This is a genomic window from Streptomyces flaveolus (assembly GCF_000716535.1).
GTDB classification, from domain to species: domain Bacteria; phylum Actinomycetota; class Actinomycetes; order Streptomycetales; family Streptomycetaceae; genus Streptomyces; species Streptomyces flaveolus_A.
Window position 1 is genome coordinate 207114 of record NZ_JNWV01000036.1, and the last position, 22346, is coordinate 229459.

At 70.8% G+C, this 22346-nt stretch carries 13 protein-coding genes and 5 pseudogenes; 8 read left to right on the plus strand and 10 right to left on the minus strand.

The annotated features are described in order from the left end of the window. Positions 1–576: 576 nt before the first annotated feature. Positions 577–1209 (plus strand): annotated as a pseudogene (locus OO52_RS48235) (transposase); the annotation flags it as partial. Positions 1210–1565: 356 nt separating this feature from the next. On the opposite strand, the gene OO52_RS34505 reads toward OO52_RS48235, so the two are convergent. The 6 genes from OO52_RS34505 to OO52_RS34530 all read right to left on the minus strand — a co-directional run bounded on the left by OO52_RS34505 (position 1566) and on the right by OO52_RS34530 (position 11287). Then, entirely contained in the window at positions 1566–2267 is a 702-nt protein-coding gene (locus OO52_RS34505) for a TetR/AcrR family transcriptional regulator (RefSeq protein WP_030939909.1), read from the minus strand. A 67-nt stretch (positions 2268–2334) separates the two neighbouring features. Further along, the gene (locus OO52_RS34510) at positions 2335–4020 is read right to left on the minus strand and encodes an allophanate hydrolase (protein ID WP_030939907.1); all 1686 of its coding nucleotides are present in this window, start codon (positions 4018–4020) and stop codon (positions 2335–2337) included. A 5-nt stretch (positions 4021–4025) separates the two neighbouring features. Next, positions 4026–7622, minus strand: a complete 3597-nt coding sequence (gene uca / locus OO52_RS34515) for an urea carboxylase (protein ID WP_030939905.1) — start codon at positions 7620–7622, stop codon at positions 4026–4028. Next, positions 7619–8635 (minus strand): urea amidolyase associated protein UAAP2, encoded by a 1017-nt coding sequence (locus tag OO52_RS54350; RefSeq protein ID WP_037671094.1) that lies wholly within the window; start codon positions 8633–8635, stop codon positions 7619–7621. Before OO52_RS54350 ends, uca begins: the two co-directional genes overlap by 4 nt. Before the next feature lies 1 nt (position 8636). After that, positions 8637–9590, minus strand: a complete 954-nt coding sequence (locus OO52_RS34525; protein WP_030939901.1) for an urea amidolyase associated protein UAAP1 — start codon at positions 9588–9590, stop codon at positions 8637–8639. A 92-nt stretch (positions 9591–9682) separates the two neighbouring features. Next, positions 9683–11287 carry an amino acid permease gene (locus tag OO52_RS34530; RefSeq protein ID WP_030939899.1) on the minus strand — a complete coding sequence of 535 codons (1605 nt, stop codon included), beginning with the start codon at positions 11285–11287 and terminating at the stop codon, positions 9683–9685. Positions 11288–11989: 702 nt separating this feature from the next. Here OO52_RS34530 and OO52_RS53190 point away from each other — a divergent pair. The 3 genes from OO52_RS53190 to OO52_RS34545 all read left to right on the plus strand — a co-directional run bounded on the left by OO52_RS53190 (position 11990) and on the right by OO52_RS34545 (position 14292). After that, a complete protein-coding gene (locus tag OO52_RS53190; protein ID WP_030939897.1) occupies positions 11990–12187 on the plus strand; it encodes an AAA family ATPase in 198 nt (65 codons plus the stop codon). Between the two features lie 30 nt (positions 12188–12217). Then, on the plus strand, positions 12218–12655 hold the full coding sequence (locus OO52_RS34540) for a lamin tail domain-containing protein (protein ID WP_051847944.1): 438 nt from the start codon (positions 12218–12220) through the stop codon (positions 12653–12655). 845 nt (positions 12656–13500) lie between these two features. Continuing rightward, the gene (locus OO52_RS34545) at positions 13501–14292 is read left to right on the plus strand and encodes an aminoglycoside nucleotidyltransferase ANT9 (protein WP_037671096.1); all 792 of its coding nucleotides are present in this window, start codon (positions 13501–13503) and stop codon (positions 14290–14292) included. Here OO52_RS34545 and OO52_RS53200 read toward each other — a convergent pair. Beyond that, positions 14174–14665 (minus strand): annotated as a pseudogene (locus tag OO52_RS53200) (DUF6207 family protein); the annotation flags it as partial. The gene OO52_RS34545 and the pseudogene OO52_RS53200 overlap by 119 nt on opposite strands. 719 nt (positions 14666–15384) lie before the next feature. On the opposite strand from OO52_RS53200, the gene OO52_RS34550 reads away from it, so the two are divergent. Further along, a complete protein-coding gene (locus OO52_RS34550; protein WP_037671099.1) occupies positions 15385–15603 on the plus strand; it encodes a LexA family protein in 219 nt (72 codons plus the stop codon). Between the two features lie 524 nt (positions 15604–16127). Here OO52_RS34550 and OO52_RS34555 read toward each other — a convergent pair. Next, positions 16128–17744, minus strand: coding sequence for a flavin monoamine oxidase family protein (locus OO52_RS34555; RefSeq protein ID WP_030939891.1), 1617 nt, complete (start codon positions 17742–17744; stop codon positions 16128–16130). 441 nt (positions 17745–18185) lie between these two features. Continuing rightward, positions 18186–18314: pseudogene (locus OO52_RS54355) on the minus strand (IS5/IS1182 family transposase); the annotation flags it as partial. A gap of 102 nt (positions 18315–18416) precedes the next feature. On the opposite strand from OO52_RS54355, the pseudogene OO52_RS48255 reads away from it, so the two are divergent. Then, positions 18417–19043, plus strand: a pseudogene (locus OO52_RS48255) (IS5 family transposase); the annotation flags it as partial. A 55-nt stretch (positions 19044–19098) separates the two neighbouring features. Here OO52_RS48255 and OO52_RS50130 read toward each other — a convergent pair. Further along, positions 19099–20040 carry a hypothetical protein gene (locus OO52_RS50130; protein WP_051847942.1) on the minus strand — a complete coding sequence of 314 codons (942 nt, stop codon included), beginning with the start codon at positions 20038–20040 and terminating at the stop codon, positions 19099–19101. Positions 20041–21420: 1380 nt separating this feature from the next. On the opposite strand from OO52_RS50130, the pseudogene OO52_RS48260 reads away from it, so the two are divergent. Together OO52_RS48260 and OO52_RS52235 are read left to right on the plus strand one after the other, a co-directional pair. Further along, a pseudogene (locus OO52_RS48260) lies at positions 21421–21522 on the plus strand (MscL family protein); the annotation flags it as partial. A 165-nt stretch (positions 21523–21687) separates the two neighbouring features. Further along, positions 21688–21999, plus strand: coding sequence for a hypothetical protein (locus tag OO52_RS52235; RefSeq protein WP_199820036.1), 312 nt, complete (start codon positions 21688–21690; stop codon positions 21997–21999). Positions 22000–22346: the final 347 nt, after the last annotated feature.

Below are 22346 nucleotides of genomic sequence, written 5' to 3' on the forward strand. Positions count from 1 at the left end.
CGAACTCCAGGGGGAAAGCCATGAACGAAACCGTAGCCAGGTGTCTGACGGGCCTGGCCGTATCGCCACCGCAGCCGCCTTCGTCATCGAAGTACCCCTGTACTTCCTCTACTCCGGCCCGCCACCGGACTCCAACGTGCTGGCCAGGCTCCTGATCGGAATCCAGGCGCGGGACAGCTCGCCGCCGAACGCGCCGGCGCGGAGCAGTGGCCACGCGTCGGTGTGGCGGTGGACGAGCGGCGGAAGGCCCTTACAGCCCTTCGCCTGCCACTGGAACAGCTCCAGCTCACCGACGGCCCTGCGAGCGCGGTGGTCGGCGTATCTGTCGCCGCGGATCGTGCTCCGGCTATGTGCCGCGCGCCGTCGGGCCGGAAGTACAACCGATGTGTGAGGAGGTCACGGTGGCCCGCCTCGCCCGTTCCAGCTCCCGCCACCGGGTACTCGCTGAAGACCTTCGACCTGTCGCCCCGTTCGGGACCTTCGCGTGAAGGAGACCTTCGCCCGTGCGGGACCCTTTCGCGCCGGCGGTGCGTCACATCCGCACCAGTGCCGACCGACTGGCCACGGGGCTGTCCAGTGAACGGCCCTGTCTCACATTCGGTGGTGACGCAGGGTGGTGGGGCGACGTTGCCTCCCATGCGGGCCCGGACGCCGCAGGACACCGCGGTCTGCCAGATGTGCGGGGCCTCGTCGGGACGTTCCGGTCGGCGGGCGCCGGCTGGTGGTCCGTTTGCGGGTGCGGCGTCTCGTGTGCCCTACGCGCGGCTGCCGCCACACCTTCCGCGAACAGGTGCCCGGGGTGCTGGAGCGGTATCAGCGCCGCACGGCCCGTCTGAACAGGCAGGTCAATGCAGTGGTCAAGGAGTTGGCGGGCCGGGCGGGGGCGCATTTGCCGGCGATACTCGCCATGGGCCTGTCCCGTCACACAGCCCTGCGCGCCCTGTTGCGCGTCCCGTTGCCCACCGGGCGGGTTCCTCGCGTGATCGGCGTCGACGACTTCGCTCTGCGCCGACGGCACCGCTATGCCACCGTGGTGACCGACGCCGAGAGCTATGAGCGGATCGACGTGCTGCCCGACCGCACCACCGACACCTGGAAGCGTGGCTGCGCGAGCATCCCGGCGTCGAGGTCATGTGCCGCGACGGCTCGGCTACCTGCTCCGAGGCCACCCGCCGGGACGTCCTTCGTGCTTGGCGCTGCTCTGACCGCGGCAGGCCCGCTCAACTCGCACCCGGTTGCGCAGCGTCTCCCGGCTGGTCCAGCGCGACAGCGTCCGCCTTGAACTCGGACGAGCAGACCTTCCCCACCATAAAAGATGCCTCCTACCCGGCTTCTGCCGGGCCGGGCTCAGAGGTGTCCACCACTCGGGGCCAGGAACCGCCACCGGCGGCGGGCGAGGCCGGCGAGGCGGGCGGATGGTGGGTGCGCAAGCGCATGGTGTCCGGCAGCCGATCTGTTCGACATCGTGCAGGGCCGGCAGCCTGACCAAGGCGTCGAGGTCTGCGGCGAGGGCCCTGACGCGGCCGCCGCCTCTGTCCGGGCACGGCCGGTGAGCTGGTTCCGAGTCAGTCGTGGGGGGCGGTGTCCGTCAGGCGGTTGAGGAGGATGCGTGCCTCCTCCCGGGCGGCGGTCACCGCCGGCTCGCCGAGGCCACACAGTCTCAGGCACGAGGACGCGATGGTGTCCGTGTCGGCCTCTTCGGGTGCGCGGGAACGCCGTATCTGGATGACGACCTCCACCAGCTGGATCAGCAGCTCGCCGATCCGTTGGGAGGGCAGGCCGCGGGCCACGTCCTCGGTCGCCGCCAGGGTGCCGAGCGTTCCGTAGCTCTGCAGCAGCCGGCCGCGCTCCTGACGGAAGGTGTCGAACTGTTCGGCCTGAACTTCGGGCAGCAGGTACAGCGTGCCGATGTTGTACGGGGTGCTGGACAGGGTACGCACGTCCATCACCGCCAGCGCGTAGAGAGCCGCGGCCGCGTTTGTCTGCTCAGGCGACAGCGCCTGAATCCGCTTCACCATCTCCAGGCTGGGCCGTACGGACGTGGCCAGCAGCTCGGCGAGGATGTCGTCCTTGGTGGCGAAGTGGTAGTAGAGCGAGGCCTGTCTGATGCCCACCCGCTCGGCGATCATCCGGGTGCTGGTCGCGGCGATCCCGCGTTCGACGAAGAGCGCCCCTGCGGCGTCGAGGATCTGTTCCCGCGCCGAGGTGCCGGGCTTGGACGGCGGCGTGTGCCGCGGTCGGCCTTGGCGGGGATGCGTTGTCGTCATCACCCCATCCTGTCACCCGGACGGCGGCGTACCCGACCGTAGCAGGCGCCCGATCCGCCGTCTGCGGTCACACGGATGCCAGATAGGCCCGCCAGCCGCCGAAGTGGGTGATGTCGGGCGTGCCCTCGACGGCGTACGGCTCCACCAGGAAGCCCTTGATCTGTCGCCCGTCGGTCAGTTCCACGGTGCCGATGGTCATCGGTGCGGGAACGGCCGCGGTGAAGGTCCCGAATCCCGCGGCAGGCAGCCGCCAGATCTCACCCTCGATGCCTGTTGCCCCGCTGCCCGTTTCCGCGCCGGTGCCCGGCACGGCATGGGCGGCGGTCCGGACCAGACCCGGCTTGGGCGGCTCGGTGGCCAGGGCGTGCAGCCGATAACCGCTGCTGGTGCGTGCCGTGCTCACCAGAGTGCCGCCCGCCTGCACCAGTTGGGCGTTGAGTGGTTGGCCGGTGAGGTGGGCACCGACCACGAACAGGTCGATACCGGGGCCGGCGAGGCGCTCGGCCAGGGCTCCCAGGGCGCGGTCGGAGAACGCGGGGCCGGTGAACATTACGCCGAACGGCAGGCCGTCCACGAACCCGGCGGGCACGGCGAGCGAGGCGCAGTCCAGCAGGTTGGCGAAGTTGGTGAAGCGTCCCATCCGGGCGTTGGCGCCGACCGGGTCGGCCGCCACCTCCGCCAGGCGGGGATGCCAGGTGGTCGTCGGGGTGAGGAGTGCGGAGCAACCGTCGAGCAACGCGCGTCCGGCGGCGCCGAGGGCGGCGAGCCGGGCAGTGTCGGCGGCCCAGTCGGCGGCGGTTCTGTCCCGGCCCGCCAGCACGATGGAGGCGACGGTGGGGTCGAGGTCCGTGCCGATCAGGTGGCGGTGTTTCTCCAGGTGCGCGCCCACGGCCGCGTACCGCTCGGCGACGAACGCGCCGCCGTAGAGAAGTTCCGCGGCCTGGAGCAGCGGGGTGATGTCGGTTTCGGTGATCTCCACGCCTGTGCTCGCCAGGCGGGCGACCGCGGCGTCGAAAGCCGTGCGCCAGCCGTCCGCCATGCCGTGCAGGTGCCGTCCAGCCGGGACGGCGACCTTGGGGCGTGCGGGTGGCGGTGGGAGCTGGGTGCCGGCGCGGGAGAGCGGGTCGGCGGGGTCGGGGCCTTCGACGATCTCCGCGGCGGTGCGGGCAAGGCGCAGGTCGCGGGCGAAGACGGTGACGCAGTCGAGGGTGTAGCAGGCGGGGACCACCCCGGTCACGGGCACCAGGCCCTTGGTGGGCTTGACCCCGACGATGCCGTTGAGGGCGGCGGGCACGCGCCCGGAGCCGGCCGTGTCCGTACCGAGGGCGATATCGACCATGCCCAGCGCCACCGCGACGGCGGAGCCTGAGGAGGAGCCGCCGGAGATACGGGCCGGGTCCCAGGCGTTGCGGACCGCGCCGTAGGGACTGCGGGTGCCGACCAGGCCGGTGGCGAACTGGTCCAGATTCGTCTTGCCGAGCACCACGGCGCCGGCCGCGCGCAGCCGTGCCACCGCGGGCGCGTCGGTCTCGGGCCGGTAGGCGTACGTCGGCGCGCCCGCGGTCGTGGGCAGGCCGGCGACGTCGATGTTGTCCTTGACGGCTGCCACCAGGCCGGCCAGCGGCAGCGCCGGGTCGATCCGAGCTGCTTCGGCGAGCACTTCGCCGCGGGGCCTGAGGTGGATCCAGATCTCGGGCCGGTCGGCCGACTGGATGCGGTCGTAGGCAGCCTCGACGCGTTCCGCGGGTGTCATGGCGCTCATATCCTCACCGCCGCGAGGATCTGGCCGGGGGCTACCTGTTCGCCGGGTTTCACGTAGATCTCCATCAGCGTCCCAGCGGCGGGCGCGCCCACCTTCGACTCCATCTTCATCGCCTCCAGCCAGAGGATCGGGTCGCCTTCAGCGACGGCGGCGCCCGGTTCGGCGACGGTCTGCCAGACGGTCGCGGTGAACGGCGCGGTGACGGCGACCGTGCCGTCCGGGACGGTGAGGGCGGCGGAGTCGGCGGCCGGAGGCCGGGGATCGTCGTCGCGGTCGAACTCGCCGGAGGCCCGCCAGCGTTCCTTCTCCTCCTCGAAGGCGGCGCTCTGCCGTTCCCGGAAGGCAGCGATCGAGCCGGAGTTGGCGGCCAGGAAAGCGTTGTACTCGGCGATCGAGAAGGCCCCCTCCTCGGTGTCGAAGGCACCGCGGCCGGCGTCGGTCTCGGCACGCAGCTCGAGCAGTTCCTCCGCGGTGACGGGGTACCACTCGATGCGGTCGAAGAAGCGCAGCGCCCACGGTGAGTCCTGGAACAGGCCGCCTTTGCGGAAACGGTTCCAGATCTGCACGGTGCGGCCGACGAACTGGTAGCCGCCGGGGCCCTCCATGCCGTAGATGCACAGGTAGGCGCCGCCGATACCGACGGAGTTCTCCGCGGTCCAGGTGCGGGCCGGGTTGTACTTGGTGGTCACCAGGCGGTGCCGTGGGTCGAGCGGAGTGGCGACGGGGGCGCCGAGATAGACGTCGCCGAGGCCGAGCACCAGGTAGGAGGCGTCGAAGACGGTGCGGTAGACGTCGTCTGCGCTTTCCAGGCCGTTGACGCGGCGGATGAACTCGATGTTCCACGGGCACCACGGGGCGTCGTCGCGCACCCCGGCCATGTACCGCTCGATGGCCAGCCGGGTCGCCGGGTCGTCCCAGCTGAGCGGCAACCGCACCGTGCGGGAGGGCACCACCAACTCGCTGGTCGGCGGTACCTCGTCCTCGAGTTCACGCAGGAGGGCGGTCAGGTCGCGGGCCTTCAGCCGGCGGGCATCGGTGTGGATCTGCAGCGAGCGGATGCCCGGGGTGATGTCGATGATGCCGTCGGGTGCGTGTGTGGCGAGGGTCTCCTGCAGGGCGTGCACCCGCATCCGCAGGCCGAGGTCCAGCACCATGGGGCCGTACTCGACGAGGACATTGTCGTCGCCGTCGCGGCGGTAGGTGACATCGGGCCGGTCGTGCGTGGCCTGCAGGCGGCCCAGGACACCGTCGTCGCCGTCTCCGCCACTGCTGATCAGCGCTGGTGAGGCGCGACGGGCGTCGAGGGCGGCCGCCTCGGCTTCCCTGACGGGCACGAAGCGGACGGTGTCGCCGGGGCGGAGCTGGCCGAGCTTCCACAGCTCGCCGCTGGCGACCACCGCGGGGCAGACGAATCCGCCGAGGGACGGCCCGTCGGGTCCCAGGACGATCGGCGTGTCGCCGGTGAAGTCCAGCGCGCCGACCGCGTACGGCGTGTCGTGGATGTTGGAGGGGTGCAGCCCGGCCTCGCCGCCGTCCTGGCGGGCCCACCGCGGCTTGGGCCCGATCAGGCGGATGCCGGTGCGGGCCGAGTTGTGGTGCACCTGGTAGTCGGTGGCGTAGAGGGCGTCGATGTCCTCGCGGGTGAAGAACTCCGGTGCCGCGTGCGGCCCTTCGGTGACACCGATCCGCCAGTGCTGGGTGATCGCGGGGCGGCGCTCGATCGGGGTAGGGCCGCCGGCTGCGGTCGTGGCGGCTCCGGGCCGCAGAACGTCTCCGGCGAGCAGGGCCCGGCCGCCGTGGCCGCCGAAGCCGCCGAGGGTGAAGGTCGAGGCGCTGCCCAGGTATTCGGGTACGTCGATGCCGCCCCGGACGGCCACATAGCTGCGCAGGCCGGGACCGTGGCAGGGGCCGAGGACGAGGGTGGCGCCGGCCGGGACCGGCACCGGCTCCCACAGGGCCGCCGCGGTGCCGTCCACGGTGACCGGGACGGGCGCCCCGGTGACGGCGACCACGGTGGCGTCCGAGAAGCGCAGGGTCAGCCCGCCCGCGGTGACTTCCAGTGCGGGCGCCTCGGACGGGTTGCCGACGGCCAGGTTGGCCTCGGCGAAGGAGACGGGGTCGAAGGGGCCGCTCGGCGGTACGCCCACGTGCCAGTAGCCGAGCCGGCCGGGAAGGTCCTGGACGGTGGTCATCGCTCCCGGCACCAGGACGTCGATGCGCGGATCGGGATCGCCGGTGGTGGCGAGGGTGCTGGTGCTGTGCACGGCCTCGCGCACCTCCTCCCGTACGGTCAGCGCGCGCAGCAGGCCCAGGTTGGTGACGACGCCGTCGACCCGGCTGGCGGCAAGGGCCGAGCCCAGGACGTCGAACGCGGCGTCGCGGGTGTGGCCTTGGGCGATGACCTTGGCGAGCATGGGGTCGTAGTACGGAGAGACCTCCAGGCCGGTCTCCGCGAAGCCGTCGACACGGACGCCGGGCATGCCGTCGGCGCCCTGGCCGGGGAAGGCCGCCCGGGTGATCAGGCCCGAGGAGGGCTGTGAGTCCCGGCCGGGGTCCTCCGCATAGACACGCGCTTCCACGGCGTGCCCGGTGGGCGTCCACTCCCTCGTGAACACCGCGTCATCGACCGCGCCGTCCCGGGCCAGGGTGAGCATGAGTTCGACGAGGTCGACGCCGTACGCCTGCTCGGTTACCGGGTGTTCGACCTGGAGCCGGGTGTTGACCTCCAGGAACGCGGCCTCCTCGCGCAGCGGGTCGTAGACGAACTCCACGGTGCCCGCGCCGCGGTAGCCGACCGAGGCGAGCAGCCGCCGCGAGGAGTCGTGCAGCAGCGCCCGGACATGGGCGGGCAGGGCCGGGGCCGGGGCCTCCTCGATCACCTTCTGGTTACGGCGCTGCAGCGAGCAGTCGCGGTCGCCGATGACGGCGATCCGGCCGGTGCCGTCGCCGAAGACCTGCACCTCGACGTGGCGGGCGGGGCGTACCAGGCGCTCCAGGAAGACCCCGGCCGACCCGAAGTTGGACTCGGCGAGGGCGGCGACGCGGGCGAAGGCGTCGCGCACCTCGTCCGCGGTGGCGCAGGCCTGCATGCCGATGCCGCCGCCACCGCCGGTGGCCTTGACCATCACGGGCAGCCCGATCGACCCGGCCGCGGTGACGGCCTCCTCCGCGGTCGCGAGCAGCTCGGTACCGGTCAGCAGCGGGACTCCGGCCGCCTTGGCCAGGGCGCGGGCGGTGTGCTTCTCGCCGAAGGCGGTGATCTGGTCGGCGGTCGGTCCCGCGAAACGCAGTCCGGTCTCCTCCACGGCACGGGCGAAGGCGGTGTTCTCGGAGAGGAAGCCGTAGCCGGGGTGGATGATGCCGGCGCCGTGCGCGAGCGCGGCCTCGATGATCGCGTCGCCGCGCAGATACGACTCCCGGGCCGGCGCCGGCCCCAGACGGACCGCTTGGTCGGCCTCGCGCACGTGCGGGGCGGCCCGGTCGGCGTCGGAGAACACGGCGACGGTGCCCAGGCCCATCTTCCGGGCGGTACGGATGACACGTCGGGCGATCTCACCGCGGTTGGCGACGAGAACGACGGTGGGGCGGGTCACGCGGCGTCCTCCGAGGTGGTGCGGGCGGTGTGCGGGCACGGTGGGGCGAACACGCCGAGGCCAACGGGGGCCGCCGGGTCCGGGCCCCCGGCCACCGGCCCTTCCCTGCCCGGACCACCCGCAGCTGGGCCGGCCCGACCTGGGCCATCCCCACCGGGGCCAGTTCCACCTGGGCCACCGACAACCGGGCCACCCCCATCCGGGCCGGCCTCACCCGGACCACCCCCCACCAGCCCACCCCCGTCCCGGCCGCCCGGCTGGTCGCCCCCCGTCGGGTCCGTGACGATCATGCGCAGCGGGGTCGGGTTGAAGTCGTTGCACGGGTTGTTCATCTGGGGGCAGTTGGAGACGATCACCAGGACGTCCATGTCGGCGCGCACCGCGACCCGGCGGCCCGGTGCGGACATGCCGTCCACGATGCCCAGCGCGCCGTCCGCCTCGACGGGCACGTTCATGAACCAGTTGAGGTTGGAGACGAGGTCGCGCACCCCCAGGCCGCGTCGGCCGGCCTCGGCGAGGAAGTTCTCGCGGCAGCCGTGCTGGAACATCACGTGGTGGCCGTAGCGCAGGGTGTTGGACTCCTTGCCGCAGGCGCCGCCGATGGTGTCCTGGCGGTCGATCTCGTTGGCCACGACGGTCATCAGCGGGCGCCCCTCGTCGCTGCGCAGCACGGTCCCCGTGCGCACGTAGGCGTTGCCCTGCCAGGCCAGGGTGTCAGGGACGCTGTAGCGCTCCCCGGGATCGGCGGCGTTGTAGAGCAGACAGTCGGCCGACTGGTTCCCGCCGACGTCGACGATGGTCAGGACGTGTCCCTTCGCCACCACCGCCGACCACGGCGCGTTGGGGGCCACCACCTCGTCCAGGACGACGGCGCCCTCGACCAGGCTCGTTCCCCAGTCCAGGGCAGAGCCTTCCGCGTACACGGTGCCCACCGGCACGGTGGAGGCGAGGGTGCCGCCCGCGGCGGTCGGACGGGTGATCGGTGTGTTCTCGGTCCGAGTCGTGGTCGCCATGTCACAGCCCCCTGGCTTCGCAGTAGTCGGCGGTGTTGAGGTACGCCCGGTGCAGTTCCGGCGTGGCGGTGAACCGCGGTTCGTCCGGGCCGGTCGGCTCGCCGCGCCAGGCGTGCACCCGCAGCGGCCCGACGACATAGCCGGGCCGCGGGTCCAGCGGGTGGGCGACATTGGCGACCAGCACCAACAGGGGCAGTTCCGCGACGAGTTCGACATACGTGCCCGGACCGGCGCTGCCCTGCCAGGCGAGGGTGCCGTCCGCCTCGACGCGTACGCCCTGGAAGAAGGAGACGCCGGGCGGCAGATCGCGGCGGCTCAGACCGTGCTTGGCGGCGGCCTTGAGGAAGAGTCCGCGGCCGGACGGCGACGGCCCCTCGGGGCGGGCGTCACCGTACTTGCGTGCGTTCCACGCGTCGGTGCTCGTACCGCAGAAGGCGTCGTGCCGGCCGGAGGAGTCACCGCTGACCACGGCCAGGATCCGGCCGTCGCCGGACAGCAACGGGTGGTTCTCGCCCAGGTACGCCTGCCACGGGATCTTCTGGGTGTCGGCGACGTTGAGCCGCTCGACGGGCTCCAGCGCGTTGAAGAGCAGCAGGTGGGCACAGGCGTCACCGGTCGGGTCGTCGAAGCGCAGCCGGGTGCCGCGGGCGAGGACCTTGTGGGTGTAGCCGCCGGGTGCCACCGTCTCCGCCCACACGAGGGCGGCCGGGTCCACCCCCGGCGGGCAGCACGGGCTGCCGGACGCGGGCAGGTACGGCATCCACGTGCCGGCCTGCCCGCCCTGCGCGCGGGCGTCGACGCGGGCACTGCGGACGCTGTCGGTCAGGTGCAGATCCCGGACCCGGGCGGCGGCCCGCCCCTCGGTCGGTTGTCCGGAGAGCGGGGCGATGAGCGGTGCGGTGGGGTGCTGGTCGCACGGCGGCGCGCCGGCCGTCGACCCTTCGGCCGTGTTCATGGATGTCCCGTCATCCTCTCGTCGGTGAGTCATCTGTACGTCGGGCGATCAGGTGGTCGGGCGATCAGGCGGTCGGCGGTGGGCAGTCGGGGTCACGCCGGCTCGGTGACGGTCCGGGCCGCGGCCGGCGGCTCGACGTGCGTGTGGGGTACGTGCCTCAGCTCGATACGGCGGTGCAGCCGGCGGACGAGGAAGTAGCCGGCGCCGGCGGCCAGGCTCAGCCCGATGAACAGCGGGGCGCTCCACCGCAGCCACCATGTCCCGCCGGTGAGGTCGTAGATCTCCGGGCGGGGCCAGGCCAGGTTGACCGTCATGCCCGTCTGGTACAGCACGGCGAGCGTGTTGACCGCGATCCCCCGACGGCCCAGCGAGAACAGCGGCCGGCCGGTCTCGTCGACGCCGCCGGGGAGGCCGCCGGTGCGCCGGTGCCGGATCCGGGTGATCAGCAGCGGCAGCGTCACGCCCAGATAGGCCAGGTACAGCATGGCGATGCAGAGGCTGGAGAGGGCGGTGAAGATCGCCGACTGGCGGACGTTGACCAGCAGGGCGATCGCGGCGCCCACGCCCACGACGACCGACGCGACGACCGGTGTGCCGGTACGGGCGGAGACCTTGCCGAGGTGCCGGTGGAACGGCAAGGCGCCCTCGCGCGCCATGGAGTACATCATCCGGGCGCCGGAGCTCTGCACGGCCAGGGTGCAGGCGAACACGGCTACCGCGACGCAGCACAGCAGCAGTCGGCCCAGGACGCCGCCGAGCCGGTCGGTGAGCACCCAGGCCAGGCCGCCGGCGGCGAGCTTGCCGTCGGTCAGGCTGGGCGCCGCCAGCAGCCCCGCGAGGATCAGCAGCGCCCCGCCGACACCGGAGGTGATCAGCGCCCGCAGGATGGTCCGGGGGGTGGTCCGGCGCGGGCTGTGGGTCTCCTCCGCCAGTTCTCCCGCCGAGTCGAAGCCGACCATGACGTACGCGGCCATCAGCGAGGAGGCGAGGAAGGCACCGGCGTAGCCGCCGTGGCCGGACCAGCCGGTGTCGTGGAGCACGGCCTGCGGGCCCCGCTCGGGCAGGAAGAAGAGCACCAGCACCAGCACGACCACGCCGATGATCTCGACGGTGACGCCGAAGCTGGTGGCGGCGGCCATCTGGCGTATGCCAAGGATGTTCACCACGGTGGTGACCACCAGCAGCAGGCAGCCCAGCAGGACCGCGTTCCGCGCGCCGGTCGGGGAGCCGAGCGAGGGATCTGCGCCCGGCCCGCCGACGAGCTGGAAGCCGGACCAGATGCCCGGCAGCACCGCCTGCGCCGCGATCGCTGCCGCCGCGACCGTCAAAATCTGTCCGATGATCATGATCCAGCCGGTGAACCAGCCCGCCGTGGTGCCGGCGAGCCGGCTCGACCACTGGTAGATCGCCCCGGATATGGGCCAGCGCGCCGCCAGCTCGGCGAAGCAGAGCGCGACCAGCAACTGGCCCGCGAAGACCAGCGGCCAGGTCCAGAAGAAGGCCGCGCCGCCGAGGCCGTAGCCGAGGCCGAAGAGCTGGAAGACGGTAGTGAGGATGGACACGAAGGAGAAGCCCGCGGCGAAGGACGCGAAGCCGCCGACTCCGCGGCGAAGTTCCTGCTGGTAGCCGACGTCGGCGGGACTGGTCGTGACGTCACCGTCAGGGCGCTGCCGAGCGACGAATTCGGGCCGGCTCATCGCCGCACCTCCGATCGGTTGCGGTTACCTGTCGTTTGACAGGTATGGCGATGCTCGACCGCACCGGTCTCGCGCCCGAGTCCCGGGCGTTAACTTCCTGTATCCGGTGCCGCGTGCGGCGTGACCCGGTCAGTCGCCGCGAACCCGGCGCACATGCCACTGCGCGTACCGCTCGCCGGCTGAGGCAGGTCATGACCACGGCCGCGTGACCTTGCCACCGGTAGGGGCTACGGCCTTCCGACCGGCCTCGTCCTCGGGGCCGACGTCCCCCTTGTGAGTCCACGCCTCACTCCGCCGAGTGGCACGGGCAGCGAAGGCAGAGGTCGCTTGAGGCCGCAGGGCCGTCTCGGGGAAGCGGCGTGGGCCCTCGCGGGTGCAGCGGCTGAGTGCTGCCGACCGTACCCGGCCTCCTGGGCCTCCGGTGTGGCCACGGGATTCGCTCGCGGATCATGCTGTGCTGTGCTGTGACCGGCTTCCATCCGCTGTGGCGCACCGCCCCGGCCCGTCCACCGCCACTGTGACTGGAGCGCTCCGGCACGGGGCGGGAAGGCGGTCACACGTTCCCCGGCACCTGGCAACAGACGACAACGCACCCGCGTGAGGGCAGCTGATGCGGAGGTGGCGGGTCCGGCCGCGAGGCGATCAGCCTCAGCAGGGTGTTCCGGCGGCCTGGGACTTGCGGGCGCCGGAAAGACCACGGCGATGAAGCTGGTGGCCAAGGCGGTGGATGCGGCCGGCGGACGGCTGATCCCGCTCGCACCGTCCTCCCGCGCGGCGAAAGTCCTCGGCGACGACCTCCAGCGGCGCGCCCACACCCTGCACTCCTGGCTGCACCAGCACGGCCGGCTCGGCCGGGCCGGCCAAGGCGAAGCGGCCGGCAAGGACTTCCAACTACGCTGAGGCGACGTCGTCGTGGTCGATGAGGCGGGCATGGCCGGCACCCTCTGCTCGATCGAATCCTCGCCGACGCGGCGGCCGCCGGGGCGGGACGACCGTTCCAACCGCTCGCTGAACGCCGAGTGGGTGGAGCTCACCAACGACTCGCGGCGGGCGGTGAACCTGGACGGCTGGACCCTCGCGGACGAGGACGGCCACACCTACACGTTTGACCACTACCGGCTGAGCGGCCGCGCGACCGTCCGTGTCCACACCGGCATCGGCCGCGACAACAGGACGGACCTGTACCAGGACCGGCGGGCGTACGTGTGGGACAACCACTCCGACACCGCGACCCTGCGCAATCACCGTGACCGGTTTGTCGACGAGGTGTCCTGGGGCTACGACCGCGACCACCGCGGCGACGACCGGCGCTACCGTGGTGACCACCGCGGTGACGGCTGGCGTCACGGCGGTGACCACCGCCACTGACCTCACGCGGCGGTAGATGACGCCGGCCCATGGGCCGGACGCCGTCGACGGTGGGTCGCCTCGTGCGGGGGCGGCCCACCTTGCGTACGCGTGTGGCGGGGTCAGCAGGGTGGGGGAGCCGTCCCATCCCACTCGGTTGCTTGCCGACGTTCCGGGCCGGTGTCCGGTGAGGGTGTCGCGATCGGACTCGGGGGCCGGCCGCGACACCCTCACTCTGGAGGGCATTCACAACGCATACAGCGGGGTGCCCCTTGCCAGTGCACGTACACGGAGCCGAATGGGTGCTCTGATCACGGCCTTTTGCGTACGCCACGTGGGCGGGGCGCTGGTGTGCTGACACGGTGCGGGCCGTGGGTGACGTCCATAGGCTGGGGGTGCTCGGGGCGAGTAGGAAAGGTGTGCCATGCCCCGAGCGATCTGGTCCGGCGCGATCTCCTTCGGCCTGGTCACTTCTCTGAACTACTGTAAGACGATCTCCAACTGGGGCTGTTGGGTAAGCCTGCGGCTGTGGGAACGAGACTGAGCGCCGACGGCTGGCTGGAAGACACGCGGACGTCTTACGACACCGAGGACGCCAGTTATGCAGATATGACGCGGCACTCTTGGAAGAACACCCGAGGAGCGCGCTGTCCTGGCGTTGTTCGCGGAGAGGGTGCGCGACGGGGGCGGGGGACTGGTCGCTGACGTGGGCTGCGGGACGGGAAGGAGCACGGCTCACTTGTGTCAACTGGGCTTGGATGCGGTTGGCCACCCTCGACGGCTTCATCGCCGGCATCGGCCTCGCCCTAGACATCCCTACATCGTCCTGACCAGCCGAAGTCAGATAATGCTGTGCAGTCCGCCGGATGGCAGGAGACGCTGGTGCAGTGAATCAGGTTCAGGAGATCGTGGGGCTGGTCGGCGGTGTGCTGGGCCAGGATGTCATCGGCACCTACCTCCACGGCTCCGCCGTGCTCGGTGGGCTCAGGCCGGCCAGCGACGTGGACGTGTTGGTCGTCTCCCGGCGGCCAATGGACGAACAGGATCGACGGGCACTCCTCGGTGGGCTGCTCCGGATCTCCGGCTCCCAAAACAAGGTCCGCCCGGTCGAGGTCACCGTGATCGTCCAGTCCGAGGTCCGGCCGTGGCGGTACCCGCCGACCTGCGACTTCCTCTACGGCGAGTGGCTGCGTGCCGAGTACGAGGCCGGGGAGGTCCCCCAGGCTGAGCCGATGCCCGATCTGGCCCTGCTGATCACCATGGCGCTGAACGGCGACCGCCCCCGCACTGGCCCCCGCCCCGCGCAGGTCCTCGACCCGGTTCCGCGGGCCGACCTGATCCGGGCGAGCGTGGCAGGTATCCCCGGCCTGCTCGACGGCCTGGACAGTGACACCCGCAACGTTCTGCTGACCTTCGCCCGAATCTGGACCACGCTCGCCACTGGCCAGATCAAGTCGAAGGACGCCGCTGCCGACTGGGCCCTCGCGCAGCTCCCGCCCGAGCATCGGCCCGCCCTCGAACACGCCAGGCAGCTCTATCTCAACTGCCCGTACGCCGAGGAGAGCTGGAGCGATGCATTGCAGGCACAGGTGCGTCCGCATGTGGACCGCGTGCTCGCTGAGATCGACCGGCTGAGCACCCGAACCCCGCGGGTGTGAGGGCCGCTATCTCGGGTGTCAGGCCTGACGGTGGTCCTCCTGCGCCCTGCCGAGCCCTCCAGCAGGGAGTGAGCAGCCCGGCGGCGGCGACGTTGCCCACCGCACGCGACCAGGCTGGTCCAGTACCCGTCGCAAGGCGCACCTCACAGCCCTCGGCCAGGCCATGGCGGAGTGAACGCCGCGCCACGGGCGTCTCCTCGGCCCATCTCGTCACCCTGAAGCGCCGAACCCAGTAACCGAGCTCTTGGCGCACGTCCAGGTAGAAGCGCAGCCGGACGCCGGGCTCGCCAGGCGCCCCGGGCGTGGTGTCCGCGGTCGCGGTTGCCCACCGCCCGGCGAGCAGTTCCTGAACGGCGAAGGCGGTCTGGTCGTCACAGGCTGCGACCTAGACGACGGCCAGACCCGGCTCCGCCACGTGTACTACGCTGATCGGCTTCATGCCCGGCACCACGCGCCGGAGCCGCCCGTAGTTCTCCGCTTCTGGCGGTGTTCACCCGACCGAGTAGGTCAGCTCATGGCGACGACGTCGGCGGTGCCAGCCGTGCTCGGGTGAGCTCCGAGAAGGCTTCGATACGGGCGCGTGGTGCCTTACGAGTGAGAGCGAGTGATCGCCGTGGGGGTCCAGGCAGGGGCCGAGCGAGCGCGGACGGCATTCACGCTGGACTGCGGACGGCAGGACGGGCAGGACGAACGCGGGAATGTTCGCCGGGCAGGTGTGGTTGAACACGCCGTGATGGTGAGGGGCCAGTGTCCCCGGGCCTCATCTATTGCATGTGAGGACGATCGTTCGGCTGAAGCCTCGCATTGCCTTTCGCCGCGTAGGCGACCGCCCTTCACGATCACGCCCCTCGCGGGTTCGCCCCGGCCAGCACGCTCGCCGGGGCGTTCTCGCTTCAGTTCCCTGGCGCCGCTCCGCCTCGGCGATCCAGCGGTCGATGAGCCCCAGCTGCCGGACGGCCTGCTGCTCGACGACGCGCCGGGCGAAGCGCAGCGCGTCCAGACGCGAGATCGGCTGCTCACCACCCACCTGCGCCTCCTGGCCTGCCGTGTCTTCGTTTGCTCTCAAATTCGAACTAGCGCTCTAATCGAAGTATGCACCGCGTCGACTACCTCACCGACACCCAGGAGCGCATCCTGCGCTGCATCCGCCGGCACATCGCCGACCACGGCGAAGCGCCGACGATGCAGCAGATCGGCGCGGCTGTCGGCATGCGCAGCCGGGCCTCCGTGTACTACCAGCTGCGCGAGCTGGAGGCGAAACGCGCGATCGTCCGCGAGCCGGGCCGGTCGCGAGGAATCCGTCTCGCATGACCGGCGCCAGCCGCTACCACTTGCTGCTCTTCGGCGGCCGGCTGGTGCAGCACGGCTGTTGGGCCGGGAGGAGGTGACGCGGGACAAGTTCCGCCGCTGGGTCGGCGAGTACGGGAGCATGCCCGACGCTCGCGTCAGCCTCTCAGAAGCCGTTCTCACTTAAAAGTGGGTCGAACCCCTGTGAGACTTGTCTTGTGCGAAATCCGGGCCCATGGCAGCGGCGCGGTTGCCACCTCAGCGGAGCGATCCGCTGACGCTCTTCACCTTCAACGACATCGGACACGAAACGGCAAGGCGGTCATAGAGCCGCAGGTCAGGCCGTGTCCGGCCCGTACGTGTGGAGAGCGACCGCGGAGAACTCAGCGGGAGCGCTGACCCACTCCGCCCGACCCCCGCGCGTGGGGAGCGACGGTGAGACCACCGTCATGCACGCTCGCTCCCCACGGCGCGACCTGTGCCCCGTGGGGGGCGGCGAACCGTGCAGCAAGACGCTGCCCTGCGGGCGACCGGGCCGCGAGGGCGCGTCAGGAGGCGAGCACGCGCTGGTGCAACTCGGTGACGACCTTGCGGGCAGAGGAGATCGCGCCGTGCTGCCAGGCGTCCAGATAGCTGAGGTAGTCACCGGCGAAGTACACGTGCCCCTGGGCCGTGTTGAGCGGCGCGTACGCCGGTGCGTCGGGGCCGCCGGGCATGGAGTGCCAGGCGCCTTCGAGGTAGGGGACGAACTTCCACTGGTGGGAGTAGGACGCGGCGAGTTCGCTGCGGTACTTGCCGCCGTGGATCTTGACGCCCTGGTCAAGGGCGCGTTCCAGGCGCTGGGCCGGGGTGAGGGCCGAGTACACGTCGGAGTGGGCACCCGTGTTGTAGTAGCCGATGATCAGGCCGCGCTCGCCAAGGTGCCCGTAGGACGGGTACCAGATGTGATCGAGGTCCAGGTCGGTCTCGGTGATGCCGCCGAAGATTCTGAAATCCCTCTCCCACCAGCGGCTCTTGTACTCGAGGCCGATCTTGGAGGCATAGGACGGTTTCACCGCCCGCAGGGCGGTCTGCACGGCGGTGCCGAGGTTGTGCGAGGTCCTGGCCAGGATGTGCGGGGCGAGGGTGGCGATGCAGTAGTCGGCCGTGATGGTGCGGGTACGGCCGTTCTGGGTGTAGGTGATCAACACGCCGTCGGAGGTGTTCTTGATGTCGGTGACGGGTGCGCCGGTGCGGATCTTCTCTTCGCCTATGGCGCGGGCGAACGCCATCGGTATCCGGTCCATGCCGCCGACGGGCTGGAACATCAGCATCGCCTGGTCGTAGCCGAACTCGAAGGAGAAGTAGCGGCCCACGTTGGAGGCGAACACATCGGAGAGGGAAGGTACGTCACCGAGTTTCTCGCCGGGGGTGCCGGCAGCGCCCGGGACGACGCTGAAGCCGCGGTGTTCGGTCCCTGTGTACGTGTAGTCGGAGCCGAGCGAGCCGTAGCTCTTGAGGAAGGTGAGTAGCCGTTCCTTGTCGTCCGCCGTCAACTCAGCGTCCAGGGCACCGGAGTTGGTGGCCTTGGACAGCAATTCGGAGATGTAGCCGTAGACGTCGGCCTTGGCGGTGCGGTACTGAACCGGAGCCTTCATGCCGGTGGTCTCGTTGTAGATGAGCGCGCCGGCATTGGTGTTGGTGAAGACCTCGATGGGCACGCCGAGCTCGCGGCAGTAGTCGAGGGTGACCATCCACTGGGCGAGGCGTGCGGGGCCGGCGTTCATGTACTGGCCCTTGCTGAATCCCGCGGTCTGGCTGACACCGTTGATGTCGGTCAGCCGGTCGCCGCCGCGGACGGTGAGGTTGCGGCCTCCGACGCGATCGCGTGCTTCGAGGACCGTACAGTCGTAGCCGGCCTTGCCGAGTTCGTAGGCCGAGGTGAGACCGGCGATGCCGCCGCCGATGACGACGACCTTGGCGGGCCTGCCCTTACGGCCCTGGAGGGTGAAGTCGCTGCGCTTAGGGGCGCGGAACGGTGCTTCCTTCTCCGCTGCGTAGGAGGCGGTGGGGGCGAGGCCGAGCGCCCCCATCGTGGCGAACATGGCGCCGGCACCGCCGGTCACACCCACACTGCGCAGGAACGCGCGTCGGCTTGTTCCCGTTCCGATTTGAGGCTCTGCCATGGAGGGGCTCCCCTTCCGATCTTGAACGACGGGGGAAGCGTGCCAATGGACCGTTACGGCGTACGACGCATTCATGTATCCTGCAGGTTTCTGTGGGCGCAGAGCCGAAGAGACATCGACGCGCAGGACCGAAGGCACCCCCGACCGGCTGTGAGAGCAACGGGGCTGATGGCACGATGAGTCGGGATGAAGCCTGATCGCCATTGGGGTCGATGAGCAGGTCAGCGTCTTCAACCCTCGCGAGAGCCCTGTGGATGAAACCGTTCCTGACGGTGTTCTCGCGCGGTCTTTCTTCGACATCGACCCTCGCGACGCTGAGGAACCCGACACCCTGCCCTGTTGCGTGTCGACGATCTCACCGGCGGTCAGACGGCTGTGCTACATCCCAGTCCGAGCCCGGCCAGCGAGTCGTCGAGCAGACCGGAAGCCATGGGGCGGCGCCTGACGGTCCGTCCGGTTCCGACAGAGGATCGCGTTCACGACCTCCCGCAGATCACAGGACCCGGGATCTCCGGTCGCTGACCGCGCCACCCTCTCCTGTTTCCAGGCCGTGATCACCGGTTCGATCAACGCCCACTACTCGTCCGCTAACAGCGGCTGACACAGTGAGGTGTGGTGATGCCGTGGACCGTGTCTGTGCGGCCGGTCGAGTCGGTGCGGTGGATGGGGGGCATGGCATCGCCGTGGATCGTGTCAGATGAGTTGTGGCAGTGGAGCGAGCCGCTGCTGGCGAGGCGGGAGCGCGGGTTCCGGTATCTGGGCCGGAAGCCGTCGCTGAACCGGCAGGTGTTGTACGGGATCGTGTATGTGCTGCACACGGACATCTAATGGGAGTACTTGCCCCGGGAGCTGGGGTTCGGTTCCGGCATGACGTGTTGGCGCGGTTGCGGGACTGGAACGAGGCCGGGGTCTGGCAGCAGCTCATCACCGACGGGCATGGAACCTTGTTGGCGGCCATCCTGACTGGTGGGAACCGCAACGACGTTACCCAGCTCCTGCCTGTGCTGGATGCCGTCCCGCCCGTTCGCGGCCGGGTTGGCCGGCCCCGCCGCAGAGCGGTGACGCTCTACGCGGACCGCGGCTATGACCACGATCGCTACCGCAAGCAGGTCCGCACCCGCGGCATCGTGCCGGCCATCGCACGATGCGACACCGAGCACGGCTCCGGGCTCGGCGTCTACCGGTGGGTGGCCGAGCGGACCTTTGCCTGGCTCCACGGCTTTCGGCGGCTGCGTGTGCGCTGGGAACGACGAGCAGGCATCCAAGAAGCGGTTCCTCGGACTCGCCTGCTGCCTGATCACCCACCGACAACTGAACTCATTGTGTCGGCCGTTGTTAGCCGAGCGGGAAGCGCTCAGCGAACGCCGTGGCGGCGTTTCACCTGCTCCCAGACGCCTGTGTCGCACGGCCCGGCGAGCCGCCGGAACGCCTCGTAGGGCAGTTCGCGCAGCGGGGCCGGCTCGAGCCAGCTGTCCCGTACGGCGGTCGGGTCCCAGGAGGCCACCGGCATCCGGACATAGTCGGGGTGGCCGCTCTTGTCCGCACTGGTGACCTTGAGCACCTGGGCGTGATGGCGGAAGGTGCGCACCACCAGACATGGCCTGTCCTTCGAGCCGGTGCCGTCGTCGAAAGGAAGCTCGGCGAACCAGACGTCGCCCGGCGCGGGAGGACGTCCGCGGAACATCCCGGGATCCGGTGGTACCGACTCCGGACCTTGGCGCGGCGTGGACGCGGGCCCACTTGGCTGACGTACGGATCCGTAACCCGCGCCCGTTCGTGGCGGGCGCACCGGACCCCATCCGGTGCCCCGGCGCGGCGGCGTCGCAGCGGGGCGGGGCAGGTCGCGGATCCAGGCGCCGAGGAGCAATCCCGTGACCAGCAGCGACACGCCGGCACCGGCCAGTGCGCTGGAGATGAGGTCGGCGCCGGTCGCCGCCGCGAGGAGAGCACCGCCCAGGCACTCGGCCACCACCAGGCATGCCTGGATGCGCACCGAGCTGCCCTTCCCCGCTCGTACCGGCGCGGGCCTCGTGGTCCCGGGCCGGACCGGTTCGGTGGGTTGCGGAGCACGAGAGCGGGCGCGGGCGTAGGCGATGAGCAGCGCGATCAGCAGGACGCCGACCAGGTCCAGCACATCGGAGAACCCGTAGTCGCCGTCGTCCCGGTAGCCCTTGTCGTGGCCGAGGACGAACAGGGCCATCGCGGTCAGGCTGGTGAGGGGAAGCCACGCGACGAGCAGGGCGACAGCCAGGACGGCGTACGCCGCGCTGCCGTGTCGCCCGATGGTCTCCCGCACAGACACCTCCCCCCCCGCCCGGCGCCGACAGTACTGCCCTGACCTGCGGCCGGGGAAACCCGCATACAGAAGGGAGCAGTTGACCGGACGCGTGCGGACCCTCGGCCCGCCGGCAAGGACGACCCCATCTCCCTGCGCGCCCATGCCAGTCCTGAAGGACACGACTACGACGGACGGATCGCACCAACTGCGCCAGGCCGGAGCGCCAGGCCTGGACAGCGCGGGCCTTTCCCTCGGGAGGCTGTTCCCCAAGCGTCCGGCCGGCCATCGTGACGGAGGATCGTCTCGTCGTCCCGGCGTGCGACGGTCGCATGGACCCAGGCCCTCCACATCGACCACTACGTCATCTGCCGCGCCCACCGCATCACCGAACGCCACCTCGAGCACCTCATGGCCCTGCGCGAACGCACCCGCACCCGCCTGACCCTCGTCGTCAGTGGCCCACCACCGGCCGCCCTGACCACCATCCTCAGCGCCGTCTGCCACCATGTGATCGACACCCTCGAAGCCGCCCGCCGGCACCTCAACACCGGCGCACCGCCCCGTTCACACGCCTCCAACTACCCCTGGTGGCACCGCGCCCCCGTTCCCGCCCCTGACAACGAACCCTGGTACGCGCTGCCCTCACGCCCCCGGCGCCCCGCCAGGAGACCCGCTGCCACCACTCCCACCTCCGGCGCGGCACGGCCTGCCAGTTGCCCGGCCCCAGCACGGCGCCGTCCCCCATCGCGCTGACGGCCTCACCGACCTTGCCGCCCCCAGCCCGCACCATGAGGCCGTGGCTCAGCGCATCCACACCCGTATCGCCCATCCCGTCCACGCTGCAGCCGTCGCCATCCGTGCCCTGACCGGTAGCGCCACTGGGCAGCTCCGACGTCCATGTGGTGCTCACAGCGGTCGCGCCCGATCAGCACGCGGCTGCCACGCTGACCGCCTCAGCAGTCATGGCTGCGATCCTGGTCGCCCGGGCAGCGGTCCTCCAGCAGGGCGGCCGAACACAACGCGCCCGCGCTGCTCACCCGCCGCGTCGCCGCAGCACACCCCACGCCGACAAGGACAAGGCCCCATCATCTCCAGCCGCGCTTTCCGACGATACCTCCTCCGCCGTACGAGAGGCTGAGCAGCACGTTCGCCACTGCTGGCAGCAGCTCCAATCACGCGTCGACCCGCCCGAGTGACCCTGAGCGAGACAAAGCGGTAGCCAGCGTGGCGATCTGACTACAAAGACATGACGCGAACTTCGCGGAGTCGTGCGGACCTCGGCGAGCCGGCGGCGGCCGTACCGCCGCCCGGCAGGTATGGGGGAGACTTGGCAGGGCATCCGGGGTGGGGAGCCGGGGTGCCGCCCGTCGACGTCATGGGCCTTGAAGGGGTGAAAAGGTGAAGGGCTTCCGCAGCTTCATCCTGCGCGGAAATGCTGTCGACTTGGCGGTCGGCATCGTGATCGGAGCGGCGTTCACCGCCGTCGTCAACGGTTTCGTGCTGCGGGCGGAAGGTGTTCCCCGCACAGCCCTCGCGAACCTGCCGATGCCTGCAAGGTGGTGGCCGTCAGCACGGACGATCCCACCGATGCGGTGCGCCGTCAGGGCTGGCGGCTGCTGCGGTCTGGGCCCCATCCCCGGCAACCGGCCGCAGGGTTTGTACGAGGTGCCCACGGACTATCCCGGCGAGCACCTCGCCGACTTTGTGCACGTGGACGAGGAGGCCGGCAGGATCTACGTCGCCCGCCGGGAACCGGCCCGCATCACCGAGTACGTCCTGCCGCTGACCGGGGAACGGCGGGCGGCACTTCAGGCATACACGCAGGCTTATGGCCGGTCGGTGGCCGCCTACGCAGTCGTCGGCGCGAACCAGGAGGCGGCCGCCGCGCTCGCCGGCACCGTCTTCACCCCGCGCACCGCCTGTACCAGATGCTGCGCATCCTCGCGGTCCGCGACGCTGCCGACGCCGCCGCCCTGACCGGCCGCTCACCCGCCCAGTGGGCCGACGCCGGATGGAACCTCGACCCGCTGGGGTCCGACCTGGCCGGGCAGCCGTTCACCGCGAGGGCCGACCCGGCCCGCTGCTGGACGGCCGCCGAGGCAGCACACCTCGCCGACGCCCAAATCGGCGCAGCGCGCTGCCGCCGGGCTCGGCCGGTGCGGGCTGCGCCGGAACGTCCATGGGACTCGGCTCGGCTGCGGTGATGGCCCGGGAGAAGGCCCCCGACCTGTGCACGACCGCCCGCGAATGACCTGGACGTTCTAACCGGGCGCGAACGTGCGATCGAACGGGACTTTGGGAAGATCAAACGCCCCGAGGAACAT